Here is a 16,526-nt window from a genome sequence, read left to right on the forward strand (position 1 = left end):
CTTTTTAACCACCTATTGTCCCGATGCTGCTAATGCAAGATCACCAAAATCTTTCTTTTTTTCCAAATCGGAACAAAACTCCACGTTCAAACATAAGGCCCTTAACTCATTCATCATTACATTAAAGGACTCGGGAACACCATAATAAAAATCATTATCACCACGCACTATCGAATCATATACATTGACGCGACCTACCACATCGTCAGATTTGATAGTAAGCATCTCCTGTAATGCAAATGTTGCACCATAAGCTTGCAACGCCCAGCATTCCATCTCACCAAAACGCTGTCCACCAAAATGTGATTTTCCTCCGAGTGGTTGCTGCGTTATCAAACTGTAGGAACCGATAGAACGCGCATGAATCTTATCATTCACTAAGTGATGTAACTTCAGCATATACTTACACCCAACAGTGACCTTCCTATCAAACTTCTCTCCAGTTACACCATCATACAAGACTTCCTGACCCGAAGGATCTTTTCCTGCGAGAACTAACAGCCTTTCTATCTCGTCTGTTTTAGGACCTTCAAAAACCGAAGCCGCAACAGGAACTCCGCCTCTCAAAGAACGCGAATACTCGACTATTTCAGCATCCGTCATCTCATTAAGTCTTGCCATCATTTTCCTATCGTTCTTGTAAATCTCAAGAACCAATGACTTCACCTCAGAGTAGTTACCTTCATCAAGCAATTTCGAGATTTTCTTACCCAAATTGTATGCAGCCCAACCAAGATGTGTCTCGAGAATTTGACCCACATTCATTCTTGAAGGCACACCCAAAGGGTTAAGTATGATATCCACAGGCGTACCATCAGCTAAGTAAGGCATATCCTCAGCTGGGACTATCCTGGAAATAACACCCTTATTTCCATGCCTACCAGACATCTTATCACCTGGTTGAAGGGTATGCTTCACAGCGACAAAAACCTTTACCACCATCAGGACACCCTGCGCCAAATCATCATCACCTCGAATTTTTTCGAAATTCTCCTCATAGGTCTTGTTAATTTCGTCAAAGCGATCAACAAACCTTTGCCTCAAAAGCTTTATCGAAGAGATTCCATCAACACTAATCTTCCACCAATTCTCCCTATCTATCTTTTCAAGAGCCTCTTCTGTAATCAAATCACCCTTTGAGATTGGTGCTAAAGTACTAAGAGCAACCTTACCAACCAGCATCTCCTTCAGGAGCGAGTAAATATAGTTCGTCAACACCGCAAGCTCATGGTCACGCCTCGTTTTTTCGGCATCGATCGCCTGTTTCTCTATTAACAATGCCCTACCAACCTTTTCTATACCCCGACGCTGCAGTACTTTTACATCCACTACACAACCAGATACACCAGGTGGTAAGTACAGAGACGAATCTTTCACATCAATCGCTTTCTCTCCAAATATAGCACGAAGCAACTTTTCTTCGGGTGTCACAGGTGAACTACTTTTAGGCGTCACCTTTCCTACCAGAACATCTCCAGCCTCGACGTTTGCCCCAACACATGCTATGCCAAACTCATCAAGACAGTGTAAAAACTCTTCTGCCACACCAGAAACATCCCTTGTTATTTCCTCAGGACCTAACCTTGTATCGCGAACAACACATTCAAAACCTTCTAAATGCACTGAAGTGAAAAGATCATCACGGACAACATTACTTGAAATGACAACGGAATCCTCAAAGTTGTAGCCACGCCACGAGAGAAAAGCCACCACCAAATTCCTTCCAAGAGCTAGTTCACCCTTTTGAATCGCTGGTCCATCAGCAAGAATATCACCTTTTTTAACACGCTGTCCCTGATGGACAACACAACGCTGATGTATACATGTATTGTGATTCGACTTTCTGAATTTACACAACGTATAAGAATCAATCCAGAAATCGTCCTTCGACTCCGACGCAACAACGATATTCCTGGCATCTATATACTGCACAACACCTGCACGTTTGGCAACTATTACGGCACCAGAACCACGCGCTACATAGCCTTCCATCCCAGTCCCAACCAATGGTGCCTCAGGCATGATAAGTGGTACAGCTTGTCTTTGCATGTTGGAACCCATGAGAGCTCTATTTGCATCATCATTTTCCAGAAAAGGAATTAAAGAGGCAGCAACCGAGACTATTTGCTTAGCCGATACATCCGCAAACTGAACCTCACTACGCGGAATAAAAACATTCTCATAATTCCTACGACAGTACACCAAATCGTCGACTATATAGCCTTCTTCATCGACACGAACACTAGCTTGACAAATATTTGCCTTTATTTCATCGATCGCAGAAAGATATGTGACTTCGTCGGTAACACGGCCATCACGCACATAGCGGTAGGGGGTCTCTATAAAGCCATACTTATTAATCTTTGCATATATAGCAAGACTATTTATCAGCCCAATAGTCGCACCTTCCGGGGTCTCCGTTGCACAGATCCTACCGTAATGCGTGGTATGCACATCTCGCACCTCGAATCCCGCCCTACCTCTATTCAATCCCCCAGGACCTAAAGCTGATATACGGCGTTTATGCGTAATTTCCGAGAGTGGGTTAGTCTGATCCATAAACTGCGAAAGTGCCGAAGACATGAAAAATTCACGAATGACAGCCCCAAGAATCTTAGAATTTATCATTTCACACGGCATCACCGTATCAAAGTCGGCAGTCGCCATATTTTCGACAATAACCTTGGCCATCCTCACAAGCCCGATGCGGAACTGATTATCCATAAACTCCCCAACAGACCTAACCCGCCTATTGCCAAGATGATCTATGTCATCGACGTCCCCAACTTCTCTTTGTAAAAGGGCCAACTCCTTTACCGTGCAAAAAATGTCCTCCTTAGTCAAAACAGTCAGACTCTCATCATGACTTAGATTAAACTTGGCATTTAGCCTGATCCTACCGACGTTCAGGAGATCGTACCTCTCAGGAGAAAAAAAGAGCGACTCAAACAGCTTCTCTGCAGACTCAACAGAAGGAATCTCACCTGGCCGAACAACTCTATATATCGAGAGCATTGCTTCTTCATAAGAGCAATCGTACTGCAAAACAGTACTGAATACATAATTACCCTTCAGTTCAACCAACTTAATAGAATCCACATCAAGAAATTCCAACTTTGCAACATGCTCCTTGGTCAACTTCGTACCATGTGGAAGAAGAACTTCTCCTTTAGTCGAGACAAGATCATCAGCAAGGTACATGTCCTTCATGACTTCTAAGTCCATGTAGCAATAACGTAACCCTTTCGCATATAGATTTCGCGCCAATACTATGGAAATCCTGTTGCCCTTTGCCAAAACTAACTCACCTGTCTCCGCATTGATAAGATCATACTGAAGACGAACCCCCTTAAACTTTTCCGGAACAAAGCAAACAGTCCACTTACCATCTTTCGTTAAGCGACACTCCGAGACCTCACAAAACTGAGCAAAAATATCCTTATTCGACAACCCCAGAGCCCTAAGCAAAAAAGTGACTGGAAGTTTTCTCTTTTTATCTATTCGAAAATACAATACGTCCTTAGCATCAAACTCAAAGTCCAACCAAGAACCCCTATAAGGTATGATACGCGCAATATAATTGAGCTTGCCGGAGATTGACCTAGCTTTGTCATTATCGAAAAACACCCCAGGTGCACGATGCATCTGAGATACGACAACCCTTTCCACACCATTTATTATGAACGTCCCGTTCTTAGACATAATGGGTATGTCACCCATGTATATCTCCTGTTCTCGTACATCCTTTACCGCTGGTTCAGTTGACACCCCCTCACTACCTTCGCCAGATGTCTCATCACCAAAAACAACTAGCCTAAGTATTGCCCTGAGCGGCGCCGAGTACGTAATACCTCTTTCAACACAGCCATATTCGTCATGCTTAGGCTCACCCATCCTGCAGCTCACAAACTCAAGGGAAGCCCTACCATATCCATCATTCACCGGAAAAACGGATGCAAAAATATCGCTGATTGAAAATACAGTATCACCTCCACCTACAAACGAAGCATAAGAATCCTTTTGGACTTTCACCAGATCAGGAAAGTCAAAAAGCAGCTCATCGAAGTATAACCTGTGAAATTCAGACATAAGAGAAGAAACAAGAAAACGATCTACGCAGAAGAGTTATTCTCCTTTCAATTCAGGCTCACATTCAGCTTCCTTTAAGATCTTTGCATATGCATCAGCCTTTTCTTTTGTGAGACCGGAAAGAACATCCACAGGGACAGCTTCAACTTTATCTTTAAGCTCCTTTAAACCCATATCTTGACCTAACTCCTGCTTAAAGATCGTCTTCAATGCTTTGATGGCGTTTGTCTTCTTCTCACCGTAACTCTTCAAGATCAAGGTAAACTTGGACGCCTCACCCTTCTTTTCAACGGACTCAGATGTTGCAGGTGCAGCAGCCACAGCAGCAGGAGCCATAGCAACATCAGGCAAGTTTAAAACCTTTTTCAACTCAGCAGCGAGCTCAGCTGCTTCAACAAGGCTCAAAGATAAAATCTTTTGAGCAATTTCAGAACACTCAACTTTAGACACAAAAACCTCCAAAAAAACAGGTAAGGACAACAACTTTTTAATCAGCAATTAACATTAGCACTTTTCACATAGGAATCAAAATAACCTGCCAAAAGCCTTGCGGGACCATCAAGAGAGTTCACTAGTGCAATAGGAACAGCATTTATAGCATTGATGAGCGACAAGTACACGTGCGTTTCGTTAGGCAGTTTAGAAAACTCATCCATCAACCGACGCCCAAAGACGACCTTATCATACTTGCCACCAAGAATTTCCAATCTATCTTTCCCATACTCACCGGAAAACTTAAGGATACAACGTAGGAACTCCGGAACATTCTGACTACAGTGGACAAAAGCAACACTCTTAGAAAAGTACTCAGACAGAAAGGACAAACTCGAATTTTCAACAGCAATTCTAGCGAGCGAATTCTTTACAAAATTGAAGTTACCCCCAAAATCCCACAACCTTTCACGGACACTAAACACTTCCTGAGCACTAAGCGAGGAAACTTTCACGACAAGTACAACCTTCTGCTCAAGTATCATCTCAAGCTTCGCCAAAAAAGCCGCTTTTCTCTCGTTCATAACAAATCCCACTATAATGCTAGAAAATCTACAAAGCACCCATCTCCCATGGTACTACTCACACTAATGCTACGCACATAACTCTGCAAGCTAACATTCTTAGGCCGAGTCGCAAAGACAGATTCACAAAAAATCTGAAAATTCTCCCTGAGCTTGTCGAAGCCCATACCCAAATTTCCAATTTTAGAGTGCATAACACCCGCCTTGTTGGTTTTAAAGAGTGCTTTGCCCCCTAATATCGCAGTAACCGCAGCAGCAATATCGTGCGTTACTAAACCATACTTACTGTCCGGCATCAAACCACGCGGACCCAGAATTCGAGCTATCTTACTTAATTTTGACATCATCGGAGGACTAGCTAAAGAATACTTATACCCCTTAACAAAATTCTTCTTGGCCTTAATCCTCTCTATAAGCTCTTCGCCACCGTACGTCACGTTCTCATCAATCACTTGAGCCATCTGCGGTTCACCACAAAAGACAAGAACACGCCCAAAATAAAAAGGATACTTAAAAACGCAACCTATTTTAACAGAATCTTTTGAAAAAAAGTGAACCGCAACGTCAACTGACTCATTAAACTTGCACGCTTTTTCAAGCAACTTTCTTAGAGCATCATCTGCACTTACTATCTCTCTCATTCTAATCTCCTGACACTTTTATGCCCATCGAGGCCACTTTTCCCGTAACCATCCGAACAGCAGCATCAAAATTCCTAGTGTTCATGCAACCAATCAATTCCCTTGCAATCTCAGATATCTTACTTTGCCCAACCGAAGCCACAAAACTTTTTCCTGGAGCAGCAGAACCTTTACTAAACTGCAAGAAAGATTTTATAACATCCGTAGAATTTTTACCCCTCACGACAACATCAAAAGTTTTATCCTGATATACAAGAACCCTTACCCTTATGTTACCTGCGAGCGCACCAGTCAACTCATTACATGCCTGACAGAACTTCATAAGATTGACCCCTTTTGGTCCAAGCGACGAAGCTATAGCAGGGGTCGGAGAAGCCTTACCCGCTGGAACACGTAACTTTAACCTAGCAACAACTTTCTTCATATAGTAAGACCAAACACAAAGAACAACACTATTCAACCAATTTTAGCTGATCCAGATTGAAAGACACTACCACATCCTGGCCACAAAACACTATCTTTACTTTAGCCTTCGATGTTCTTTCATCGATCTCATCAACCTCGCCCACACACGCCTCAAAGTATTCGCAGAGAATAGCAACACGCGAACCAACCGATATTTTCCCAGATTCTGGTGTAACCTCAGGAGAAAGCATAAAATTTCTCATTTCGTCGATATCTTTATCTGACAAAAACTTCGGAGAGCCGGCCTGATTGAGAAATCTACAAGGAATGCCATACAAACTGCGCATTACGGAGATCTCGCTCAGAAAAGCTGAACCCGGAACAACTTTAACAAACACATAACCTGGAAGAAACCTCTTGGAAGCAGAAGCATCAAACTTTACAAGAGCCGGCGAGAAGAGATCAACAACCTCATCACTGCAGCGACTTTTGATAAGGTCGCACACCTTCGATTCACTGCCGGACCTTACACGCAGAACACACCAAGTATGATCGGAACTACTACTCATACAAGCCAAAAGTTTAGTAAAAAAACCGGATCATCAAAAAGATAACATAATCCACAAATGCAAAAAGCAGTGCAAAAATCGACGTAATGGAAAGCGCAAAAAGGGAAAAAGAGACAACCTCCCTCCTAGAAGGCCAAGTTATACCTCTAAACTCCGCGAAGACGCTGCGAAAAAAACTTATCCAAAACATACACATAAGAACAGGAGCGATAGGACTCGAACCTACAACCATCGGTTTTGGAGACCGAAACTCTACCAATTGAGCTACGCTCCTAAGACTCAATTCTTCACAGCTCTCACAATTTTGAACATCTTTGCTATTTCGGCATCAGTCTTAGAATCCATAATCTCCAACACTTGACCAGCGCCTACTGTCACTCCCCCCTCTCTGATTGCAAACCTAGACCCTTTCTCCATCGCAATCGGATTCAAGAGCTCCACAAAAATCTCCAAATCATCACCTGGCATGACAATTTCAGCCCCATCTACAGGCAAGTACGCCGTGCCAGTAACATCTGTCGTACGGAAATAAAACTGCGGCTTATACCCAGACACGAACCCTGTCCTTCTGCCACCTTCCTCTTTTGTAAGAGTCACGATCCTCGCCCTCAACTTCCTATGAGGAGTAATCGAACCCGGCTTACAGAGAACTTGTCCCCTACATACATCTTCTCTTTTCGAACCACGGAGAAGGATACCAACATTAAATCCAGCCTCACCTTGTTCAACAAGCTTGTTAAACATTTCGACTCCAGTACAGGTAGTTTTTTGTGTATCCCTTATACCAACAATCTCAACCCCATCACCAACTTTGATACAGCCCCGCTCAATTTTTCCTGTAACAACAGTTCCACGTCCGGAAATGGAAAAGACATCCTCAATAGACATGAGAAAATCACCATCAACCGCCCTTTCAGGAAGCGCAATATACTTATCGCACGCAGCAAGCAACTTGCGAATAGAACCCTTGCCAAGCTCACTTTCCTCGCCATTAAGCGCCAATAGTGCGGAACCCCTTATGATTGCCGGATTACTTCCATCTTCCTCATCCTCTGGCAAATCGAATCCATGTGATATCAAAAGATCCTTGATATCACTCTCAACAAGCTCCAGAAGCTCCTCATCAAGCTCAGAAGAATCACACTTGTTGATGTAAACAACTATACTCCCGACACCAACCTGCTTTGCTAAAAGGATGTGCTCCTTTGTTTGCTGCATGGCACCATCTGTACCCGCAACCACAAGTATAGCACCGTCCATTTGTGCAGCACCCGTGATCATATTCTTGATATAATCCGCGTGTCCCGGACAGTCCACGTGTGCATAGTGACGCTCCGGAGTCTTATACTCAACGTGCGCAGTGGAAATGGTAATACCACGCTGCCTCTCTTCTGGGGCCTTATCAATATTATCATACGCCCTAAAATCAGCCTCATAGCCACCACCTTCCTCTGAACAAAACTTGGTAATCGCAGCAGTCAAGGTCGTCTTTCCATGATCAACGTGCCCTATCGTACCTATATTTAAATGCGGTCTATCGTTGACGAAGACCTGCTTCTGTTTAACAGCCATTTCTACTTCTCCTTATTATCTTTACAACATCTAATTAGCAACACGCTTGTCAACCAGCTCAGCAGCTATATGGTCGGGCATTTTTGCATATTCTTTGAACTCCATCGAGTAACTAGCGCGCCCCTGGGTAGACGAACGCAAATCATTGACATAACCGAACATCCTAGACAACGGCACAACACCAGAGATAACTCGTGCATTACCCTTAGCCTCCATTTCGGCTATTTTTCCTCTTCTGCTATTCAGGTCACCAATAACCGTACCAGTATACTCCTCAGGTGTGACGATTTCAACACGCATAAGCGGCTCCATAATCTTAAGCCCTAGCTTTTTAGCCGCTTCCTTAAACGCATCTCTTGCTGCAATCTCAAATGCAAGCACACTAGAATCCACATCGTGGAAAGCTCCATCCATTAGCGTTACTTTAAATCCGATGATTGGATAATTAGCTAACAGCCCTTTGTTCTTTACAGAAACCAAACCTTTTTCAACACCAGGTATGTATTCCTTTGGTATAGCACCCCCAGTAATCTTACTTTCAAAGAGAAACTCCCCATCATCATACGGTTCAAACAACATTTTCACACGAGCAAACTGACCTGCACCACCGGTTTGCTTCTTATGGGTATAATCTATTTCGTAGGACTGCGTGATGGTTTCTCTATAAGCAACTTGAGGATCACCAACATTCACGTTGACATTAAACTCACGCTTCAGTCTGTCCAAAATGATCTCTAAATGCAATTCCCCCATACCCCTAAGTAGGGTCTGTCCTGTTTCCTCGTTACTTGCAACTTTCAAAGAAGGATCCTCTGCGCATAACCTAGCTACAGCCAGCGCCATTTTCTCCTGCTCAGCCGTGGACTTCGGCTCAACCGCAATCTCAATCACTGGATCAGGCGCAGAGATCCTCTCTAATGTCAGTACCTTCCCAGAAGCACAAAGTGTATCACCAGTACTCGTATTTTTAAGTCCTGCTAACGCGACAATATTGCCGGCTGTTTCGCTTTTCACGTCCTCTCGCGAGTTAGCATGCATCAGAAGCATTCTCCCGATCCTTTCTTTATTATCTCCATGAGAATTAATCACTACGTCTCCGCTGTTCAGGGTGCCCGAATAAATCCTCACAAATGTCAACGAACCAACATAAGGATCGTTCATCACCTTAAACGCGAGCCCAACAAAGGGAGCCTTCGGATCCGGCTTTATATTTATTTCCTCACCCTTTTCATTCTCACCAATGATATCTTTTGTATCAACCGGAGAGGGAAGATAATCCACAACCGCATCAAGTAATGGCTGCACACCCTTATTTTTAAACGCAGAGCCACAAAGAACAGGTACAAAGTGATAACCAATCGTCCCAGCCCGAATTGCAGCCCTTATCTCCTCCTCAGAAATCTCCTCTCCACCGAAGTACTTATCCATGAATTTATCATCTGTCTCGGCAATCTTTTCCATTAATTTTTCCCGATACAAAGCGGCTTGTTCGGCTAAATCTGCAGGAATCTCCCTGTACTCAAATTTTGCGCCGAAATCATCGCCTTGCCAGTAGATAGCCTGCATCTTTACGAGGTCTACAACCCCAACAAAGGACTCGGACACACCGATAGGTAGTTGTAGTATTACCGGATTTGCACTGAGCTTGCTCACTAGCATTTCAGCACAACGATAGAAATCCGCACCCATTCTATCCATTTTATTGACGAAACACAGACGCGGCACATTGTGCTTATCAGCCTGCCTCCAGACGGTTTCAGACTGAGGTTCCACACCCGCTACACCGTCAAAAACTGCAACGGCACCATCTAAGACCCTGAGCGAACGCTCAACCTCGATCGTAAAATCAACGTGGCCAGGTGTATCAATAATATTAATCTTCGCGCCCTTCCACCAACACGTGGTCGCAGCAGAAGTGATAGTAATGCCACGTTCTTTCTCCTGCTCCATCCAGTCCATCGTTGCAGCGCCCTCGTGGACTTCCCCAACGGTCCTATTTACACCAGTGTAAAGGAGTATCCTTTCTGTCGTGGTGGTTTTACCAGCATCAATGTGAGCCATGATGCCTATATTCCTTATTTTTTCTAACTCAACAGACGAAGCCGACACGAAAACACCTACCTATTACCACCAATATTGTTACTAGGATTGCTTCTTCTAGCACCCCCAGTATTGAAAAATCTAAAATGTGAGAACGCGCGGCCAGATTCAGCAACCTTCACATTCTCCTCAAATTTTCTGAATGCACCGCCGTGACCAGAATGAGCTTCCAAGAGCTCCAGCGCTATCCTATCTCTTGAACACATACCTTTGCGCTTGCGCGCTTCAGATAGCAACCACCCAAATGCAATAAACCGAGATCTCTCCTCTTTTATTGGAACTGGGATCCTATAGTTCACACCCCCAGCTCTGAAGGAACGTAACTCGACAGCCGGAGAAATATTCGCCAGCACACCCGTTAGCACATCCATCGCTGGAACACCAAGTTGCTTTTCAGCTTTCTCCATAGCACCATAGACTATCTTTTCCGCTAGCGCACGCTTACCTTTTTTCATCACGTGATTTATAAACTTCGCGACGATCTTGCTGTTATACTTTCTATCCGCAGAGACCTCACGTTTTTTGGCTACATTCCGCCTAGACATCTAAACTCCTGTCAACTCTTCTTAGCACCATACTTAGATCTTCCTTTTTTTCTTCCTTTGACACCCTCGGTATCAAAAACCCCTCTGACTATGTGGTAGCGGACACCAGGCAAATCCTTTACACGTCCACCACGTATGCAAACAACAGAGTGTTCCTGAAGATTATGCCCCTCACCAGGAATATACGCAATCACCTCAGCACCACCGGACAACCTCACCCTTGCAACCTTCCTAAGCGCAGAGTTCGGCTTCTTAGGTGTTGTCGTGTAAACCTTAGAGCATATCCCTCTTTTCAATGGATTCTTATTAAGCGCCGGAACCCTGTTTATCCTAGCAGGAGTCTTCCTGGGTTTCCTAACCAACTGATTGATCGTAGGCATCAAATATAATTTAGACCGAAAACAAAACTTTTCCGAAAATAAGACACAGCGCGGACTCGGGCCGAGCTACAGGTAATAATTATTATCTGAAAAAAATACTTTTATCAACACCTCATATTGAGCTATCCTGCCCATATTTATAGCATCCTGTGCTTCCATTGATGCGCTATCAAAAAATGAGTGTTCGAAAGGTCTATCTAAAAACTTAAACTTGTAAAATCCGGATTGTCTGACCCCGAAAATATCACCAACACCCCGTAGTTTAAAATCTTCTTCTGCTATGAAGAAACCATCACTGGACTCTCTAAGTATCTTTAGCCTCTTCTTTCCGTTTTCGGTGATTTTCTGGGAATCATAAAGGAGAATGCAGAAAGACTTTTTGTTTCCGCGACCTACTCTACCCCTAAGTTGATGGAGCTGAGCTAATCCAAAATGATCTGCATCTTCAATAACTATTACGTCTACATCAGGAATGTCTACACCAACTTCAACAACGGTTGTAGCAAGTAGTATTTTCGTTTTACCATTGCGAAAAGCAGTGAGTTTTTCCTCCATTTTTTGCGCCGATAACACACCATGAACACAATCTACTTCATCGGCAAAGTGTTTTTTAAGCAGTCGAAACCTTTCTGTTACAGAAATAACTTTTAAATTTTCGCTTTCCTCAATCACGGGACAAATCCAGAATACTTTGGACCCTTTTCCGAGAATCACTTTAATCCTCTCAATGAGCTTTGCAATTTTGCTTTTTGTTACTGTAGAGGTAGTTACGACTGGTCTAGATTTGGGTTTTTCCCTAAGGTTCAGCAAGGTGATTGAACCAAACAACACTTGTCCTATTGTCCGGGGAATCGGGGTAGCACTTACAAGCACCAGGTCAGCTCCAGGATTCTCTCTGATCAACTTCGTCCTTTGATTTGCTCCAAACCTATGTTGCTCATCTATGACCAAGAGCCCCAGATCAAAGAAAAGTATCCCAACAGCCAAAATTGCATGCGTGGCAACAATGACTTTCGCATCCCCAGATCTAATGTCTTGTAAGAATTGCTCCCTAGAACAAGCAATCTTTTCCCCGGTTAGAAGCACAGGTTTGAGTTCCGGAAGTAATTTTTGCAGAACCTCAAAATGTTGCTTAGCTAACACGATGGTTGGTGACAGTAGAACAACTTGCTTACCCACCTCCACTGCATTAAGCATGGCAAAAATCACAACAAGTGTCTTTCCACTTCCAACATCACCTTGTAGTAGGGCTACCATTCTTACATCTTGCCCCTGCAGCGCATATATTTTTTTTATCACCTCTTCTTGACCTTCTGTTAAACTGAATGGCAACCGTGAACGCAAAAGAGCTGTAATTCTGCCATCTCCTTTTATAGGCTCCTTCTTCTGATTTAAGACTTGAGTATGCAGACTGTTGTTCACCAAATGCATTGCAAGAATCTCATCATAAGCAAGCCTTTTGCATGCCTGTTCGAACTCAACCTCGGATGATGGGTGGTGTAACTGCTCAATTGCTTTTCCCCATGATATTAGCCCTCTCTTTCTTACAGATGTTTGCTCTAGCCACTCTTTTGGAGGTTTAGACGACTTAAGTAAACTGTCAACCAAAGATAAAAACTGGTAGTTAGTTATACCGTCTGAAAGGCGATATTTTGGCTCAAACGCCGACAGTTTATCTCGCTCACTAAGTTTTAATATCTTGTCGGGATGAAACATCTGAGCACTCACTCCCATTCTCCCGTTTATGAGATACCATTCTCCTACTTTTAGCTTCCTCTGTAAGTAAGTTTTTGTGAAAAAAATCACTTCTAAAGAATCTTCATTTTTATCTTTGAAGAAAAACTTATGAAGTCGCTTTACTCGTCTAGATCTATGAAAATGCTCTTTTGATCCCTCGTACCTTGCCTCGATCGTTACAAATTCTCCCTCGACTGAATTTGCAATCGCCTTAAAGTTACACCTATTGACAAATCCCCTTGGCTTATGCAGCAACAGATCGACAACTCTACTCCCAGAAACAAGGTTACGTACCACCTCAAGCATTCTCTCTTCGAGTAGAAAAATCTTATCTATTGGATCAAACAAGTTGGCCATGTGATTCGCCACCGATAAACGGATTTAGACATTATATGCATTCAAGATCAAATGTAAGAAACGCTCTTCCTGCAAGAGAGAGTATCACTCAATCCAAAGCAAAATGACTACAGCCCAAACAAGACCACATTTGAGATGACAGAATTTATTTACTTGCAATATCAAGGATGGTACAATCTATGCTCATTCGTTGTTCAAAAGGTGTTATCCCTAGCCAAATAATGACACCGCTGTTTCTACTGCTTCCCCTGTTTGCATCACTGCTTGTACCGTTCTTTGTGTCGAACAGCAAATACTATTTTTCCATTCTCTTTTCTGTATCCACATTCTTGGCTTCGGTCATCGTAACCGCGCGTGCTGGTTCTGAGTTTATAGTCTTTCAACTGGGGACGATCACACTCAAAGCGGATGAACTTTCCTGCGTAATGCTGCTTTTGACGTCCTTGCTTACGATGCTCTGCATGATCATGGCAAAGGATAAACCCCCTGGTTACTTTAGCCTGTTGTTTTTGCTTGAATTCGTCCTTACGGTGTTCTTCTTAGCAACGGATTTACTTACTTTCTACATAATGTTTGAGCTTTCGCTCATCCCAATTTTTTTCATTATTGGTCTTTGGGGAGGAAAGAAGAGAGTATATGCAGCGTTTAAGATCTTTTTATACACACTGTTTGGATCGATTGGATTTTTGATATCGATTTTGTATCTATTTGCAGAACTAGGGACACTCGAAATTAGCTCCTTGGTACATTTGGTAGAGAACACAATCCCGATTGCAGCACAAAAACTTATTTGGATTGCCTTCTTCCTGGCATTTGCCGTCAAAATACCGATGTTCCCATTTCATACTTGGCTGCCGGATGCGCATGTTCAGGCACCAACTGAAGGTTCAGTGATGCTTGCGGGTGTACTGATAAAACTAGGGGCATATGGAATGCTCAAAGTCTTGTTACCAATTTTTCCCTCACTTAGCAGAGAATTCTCTACTTTAGTACTTTCACTAAGCGCAATTGCAGTGATCTATACCTCGTTAGTTGCACTTGCACAGACAGATATAAAGAAACTCATTGCATACTCGTCGATTGCACATATGGGAATCGTGACTGCTGGTCTTTTCGCATTCAATATTGAGGGATACAAAGGAGCGGTATTTCAAATGCTAAGTCATGGTTTGGTCTCCTCAGGGTTATTTTTTTGCATAGGCTACATCTACGACCGCAGTGCAACAAGACAAATCGCCGACCACTCCGGTATAATGAATTTTGCTCCCAGGCTAGGGTTTGCATTTATGATCTTTTCACTTGCGGCAATTGGCCTTCCTGGTACCGCAGGTTTCGTGGGTGAGTTCCTAGCATTTACAGGGCTATTTCAAAGCATGGAGACGTTTGCGATACTCTGTGCTACTGGTGTAGTTTTAGGAGCTTGTTATATGCTCTACCTTTGCAAACGAATCATATGGGGCACTCCTGAAGGCAAAATCTTTCAAGATATTCACCTACACGAGTCTATACCACTCATTACTTTAATCATCCTAGTGATGTTTCTGGGTCTCCGCCCGAGCTTTCTTCTTAATTTTTTGAGATGAATCAATACCTGTTTTTACTACCTGAAATTACACTTTTTACTCTTTCCTGTTTACTGCTTTTCTTAAAGAGCAGGAATGAATTTGGACTAATTGCAGTATTGATCGCTTTAGCAGCTACATTTTTCAGTCAAACTTATGCATCAGCCGAAATCTTAAACGGGATGCTACTAATTTCCCCTTTCACACAAACTGTCAAACTTGTAATACTCGCTTTTGCATGTATCTTTTTCATACAGGCCATCGCTGTAAAGCAGTCATATTCAAAAAACTTTTCGGTTTTGGTACTGCTTTCACTCCTTGGAATGCTGCTTTCTGTTTCGTCCAACACTTTGGCATCCCTATATCTAGCTGTAGAACTTCATAGCATAGGACAATACATACTAGCTTGTATAAAACATAAATCGATTAAGAGTGCAGAGGCTGGTGTGAAGTATACACTTCTGGGAACATTCATGTCAGCAGTAATGATATATGGAATATCGTTAATCTTCATGGTCTCCGGTGACCTTTCACTAAAAAGCCTTTTTATAGCGGACAATAAGATCCACTCTATAGGAGTTCTGCTATTCATTTCAGGACTGATGTTTAAGATTGCTGCTACACCCTTTCATTCGTGGGTAGGTGACATTTACGAGGGATCTCCTACGGTTTCTACAACATTTTTTGCTGTACTACCGAAGCTTTCACTCATCGTGGTGTTAGTTTCACTTATCTCTAACTTAGAACCTATTACATACGATGGATCTACTCACCCTACTGAGCTAATAAAGAATTCTCAGTATCTTAGGAACATATTATTTATTTCTGGCATTCTATCCATTGCTTTTGGTACTTTTTCTGCATTTGGACAAAAGAATATCAAGAGATTTATAGGATTTGCATCTGTCACACACGTGGGTTATATGCTGCTTGGGGTAAGTAGCTCAGCAAGTCTATCGTTTGGAAATCCAGGAGTTGCATATGCTCTGGTATATTCCTTTACAAACCTTGGCATTCTTTCTGTCGTATTGATGCTAAAAGACAAACATATCACTTCTCTGAAAAAGCTTAGATGCTCGAATAACTTGGTTGCTCTCGCATTTGTGCTCTTGCTCTTCTCCTCCGCTGGAGTACCACCGTTTATAGGGTTCTGGAGCAAGGCATATGTAGTGAAGACTCTCGTTGAAACAGATCATGTTCCCACAGCCCTTTTTTCAATGCTTGCTGGCGTGATTTCTGCTTTCTACTACGCAAGAATAGCTAAGGAAACCTACTTTACAAACATAGCAGAAGAGGGCATCAAAGTAAGCTTGGGACATAATACACTTCTCACGTCGATAGTCGTTTTGTGTGCACTGTTCTCAACATTTGGGTTTGTACTTCTGATCTGCTAATCCGTGTCATTATCATTCCTAACATCAGTTTCTTGTACACAGGAGTTGCTACTGCGTCTGTATGGTCGTAGCCAGGATTACAATTGTACCGCGTACATACCTAACATTCTCTCTTCACACGTTCCGTCGTGACTGGTCTGTTCGTTGCAGCAGCATCGG

General features: G+C 42.9%; 14 protein-coding genes and 1 tRNA gene. 2 read left to right on the forward strand and 13 right to left on the reverse strand.

Features of this window, described 5'->3' with window-relative positions; genetic code table 11:
* Positions 1-12 precede the first annotated feature (12 nt).
* The 13 genes from rpoB to NSE_RS02795 form a co-directional block, all read right to left on the reverse strand.
* Positions 13-4,089: a DNA-directed RNA polymerase subunit beta gene (gene rpoB, locus NSE_RS02735; protein ID WP_011452062.1), complete on the reverse strand. Its 4,077-nt coding sequence runs from the start codon at positions 4,087-4,089 to the stop codon at positions 13-15.
* Positions 4,090-4,125: 36 nt separating this feature from the next.
* Positions 4,126-4,539 carry a ribosomal protein L7/L12 gene (locus NSE_RS02740; protein ID WP_011452063.1) on the reverse strand — a complete coding sequence of 138 codons (414 nt, stop codon included), beginning with the start codon at positions 4,537-4,539 and terminating at the stop codon, positions 4,126-4,128.
* A 41-nt stretch (positions 4,540-4,580) separates the two neighbouring features.
* Complete coding sequence (rplJ, locus tag NSE_RS02745; RefSeq protein WP_011452064.1) at positions 4,581-5,105, reverse strand: 50S ribosomal protein L10; 525 nt, start codon at positions 5,103-5,105, stop codon at positions 4,581-4,583.
* 11 nt (positions 5,106-5,116) lie between these two features.
* On the reverse strand, positions 5,117-5,746 hold the full coding sequence (locus tag NSE_RS02750) for a ribosomal L1 domain-containing protein (protein ID WP_011452065.1): 630 nt from the start codon (positions 5,744-5,746) through the stop codon (positions 5,117-5,119).
* 1 nt (position 5,747) lies between these two features.
* The gene (locus tag NSE_RS02755) at positions 5,748-6,170 is read right to left on the reverse strand and encodes a 50S ribosomal protein L11 (RefSeq protein ID WP_011452066.1); all 423 of its coding nucleotides are present in this window, start codon (positions 6,168-6,170) and stop codon (positions 5,748-5,750) included.
* 28 nt (positions 6,171-6,198) lie between these two features.
* Positions 6,199-6,720 (reverse strand): transcription termination/antitermination protein NusG, encoded by a 522-nt coding sequence (locus NSE_RS02760; protein WP_041917515.1) that lies wholly within the window; start codon positions 6,718-6,720, stop codon positions 6,199-6,201.
* Positions 6,721-6,733: 13 nt separating this feature from the next.
* Positions 6,734-6,910: a preprotein translocase subunit SecE gene (secE, locus tag NSE_RS02765; RefSeq protein ID WP_041917516.1), complete on the reverse strand. Its 177-nt coding sequence runs from the start codon at positions 6,908-6,910 to the stop codon at positions 6,734-6,736.
* 11 nt (positions 6,911-6,921) lie between these two features.
* Positions 6,922-6,994 (reverse strand) — tRNA-Trp (locus tag NSE_RS02770).
* 5 nt (positions 6,995-6,999) lie between these two features.
* Positions 7,000-8,292, reverse strand: coding sequence for an elongation factor Tu (tuf, locus tag NSE_RS02775; protein ID WP_011452069.1), 1,293 nt, complete (start codon positions 8,290-8,292; stop codon positions 7,000-7,002).
* A gap of 30 nt (positions 8,293-8,322) precedes the next feature.
* Entirely contained in the window at positions 8,323-10,401 is a 2,079-nt protein-coding gene (fusA, locus tag NSE_RS02780; RefSeq protein ID WP_011452070.1) for an elongation factor G, read from the reverse strand.
* An 8-nt stretch (positions 10,402-10,409) separates the two neighbouring features.
* Positions 10,410-10,937, reverse strand: a complete 528-nt coding sequence (gene rpsG, locus NSE_RS02785) for a 30S ribosomal protein S7 (protein ID WP_011452071.1) — start codon at positions 10,935-10,937, stop codon at positions 10,410-10,412.
* 11 nt (positions 10,938-10,948) lie between these two features.
* On the reverse strand, positions 10,949-11,317 hold the full coding sequence (gene rpsL, locus NSE_RS02790; protein WP_011452072.1) for a 30S ribosomal protein S12: 369 nt from the start codon (positions 11,315-11,317) through the stop codon (positions 10,949-10,951).
* A gap of 66 nt (positions 11,318-11,383) precedes the next feature.
* Positions 11,384-13,423 carry an ATP-dependent DNA helicase RecG gene (locus tag NSE_RS02795; RefSeq protein ID WP_227028937.1) on the reverse strand — a complete coding sequence of 680 codons (2,040 nt, stop codon included), beginning with the start codon at positions 13,421-13,423 and terminating at the stop codon, positions 11,384-11,386.
* 209 nt (positions 13,424-13,632) lie between these two features.
* Here NSE_RS02795 and NSE_RS02800 point away from each other — a divergent pair, with 209 nt between their 5' ends.
* Complete coding sequence (locus NSE_RS02800; protein WP_011452074.1) at positions 13,633-14,994, forward strand: complex I subunit 4 family protein; 1,362 nt, start codon at positions 13,633-13,635, stop codon at positions 14,992-14,994.
* Entirely contained in the window at positions 14,991-16,367 is a 1,377-nt protein-coding gene (locus NSE_RS02805; RefSeq protein WP_011452075.1) for an NADH-quinone oxidoreductase subunit N, read from the forward strand. The genes NSE_RS02800 and NSE_RS02805 overlap by 4 nt, the downstream gene beginning before the upstream one ends.
* Positions 16,368-16,526: the final 159 nt, after the last annotated feature.

The organism is Neorickettsia sennetsu str. Miyayama (assembly GCF_000013165.1).
Taxonomy (GTDB): Bacteria; Pseudomonadota; Alphaproteobacteria; order Rickettsiales; family Anaplasmataceae; genus Neorickettsia; species Neorickettsia sennetsu.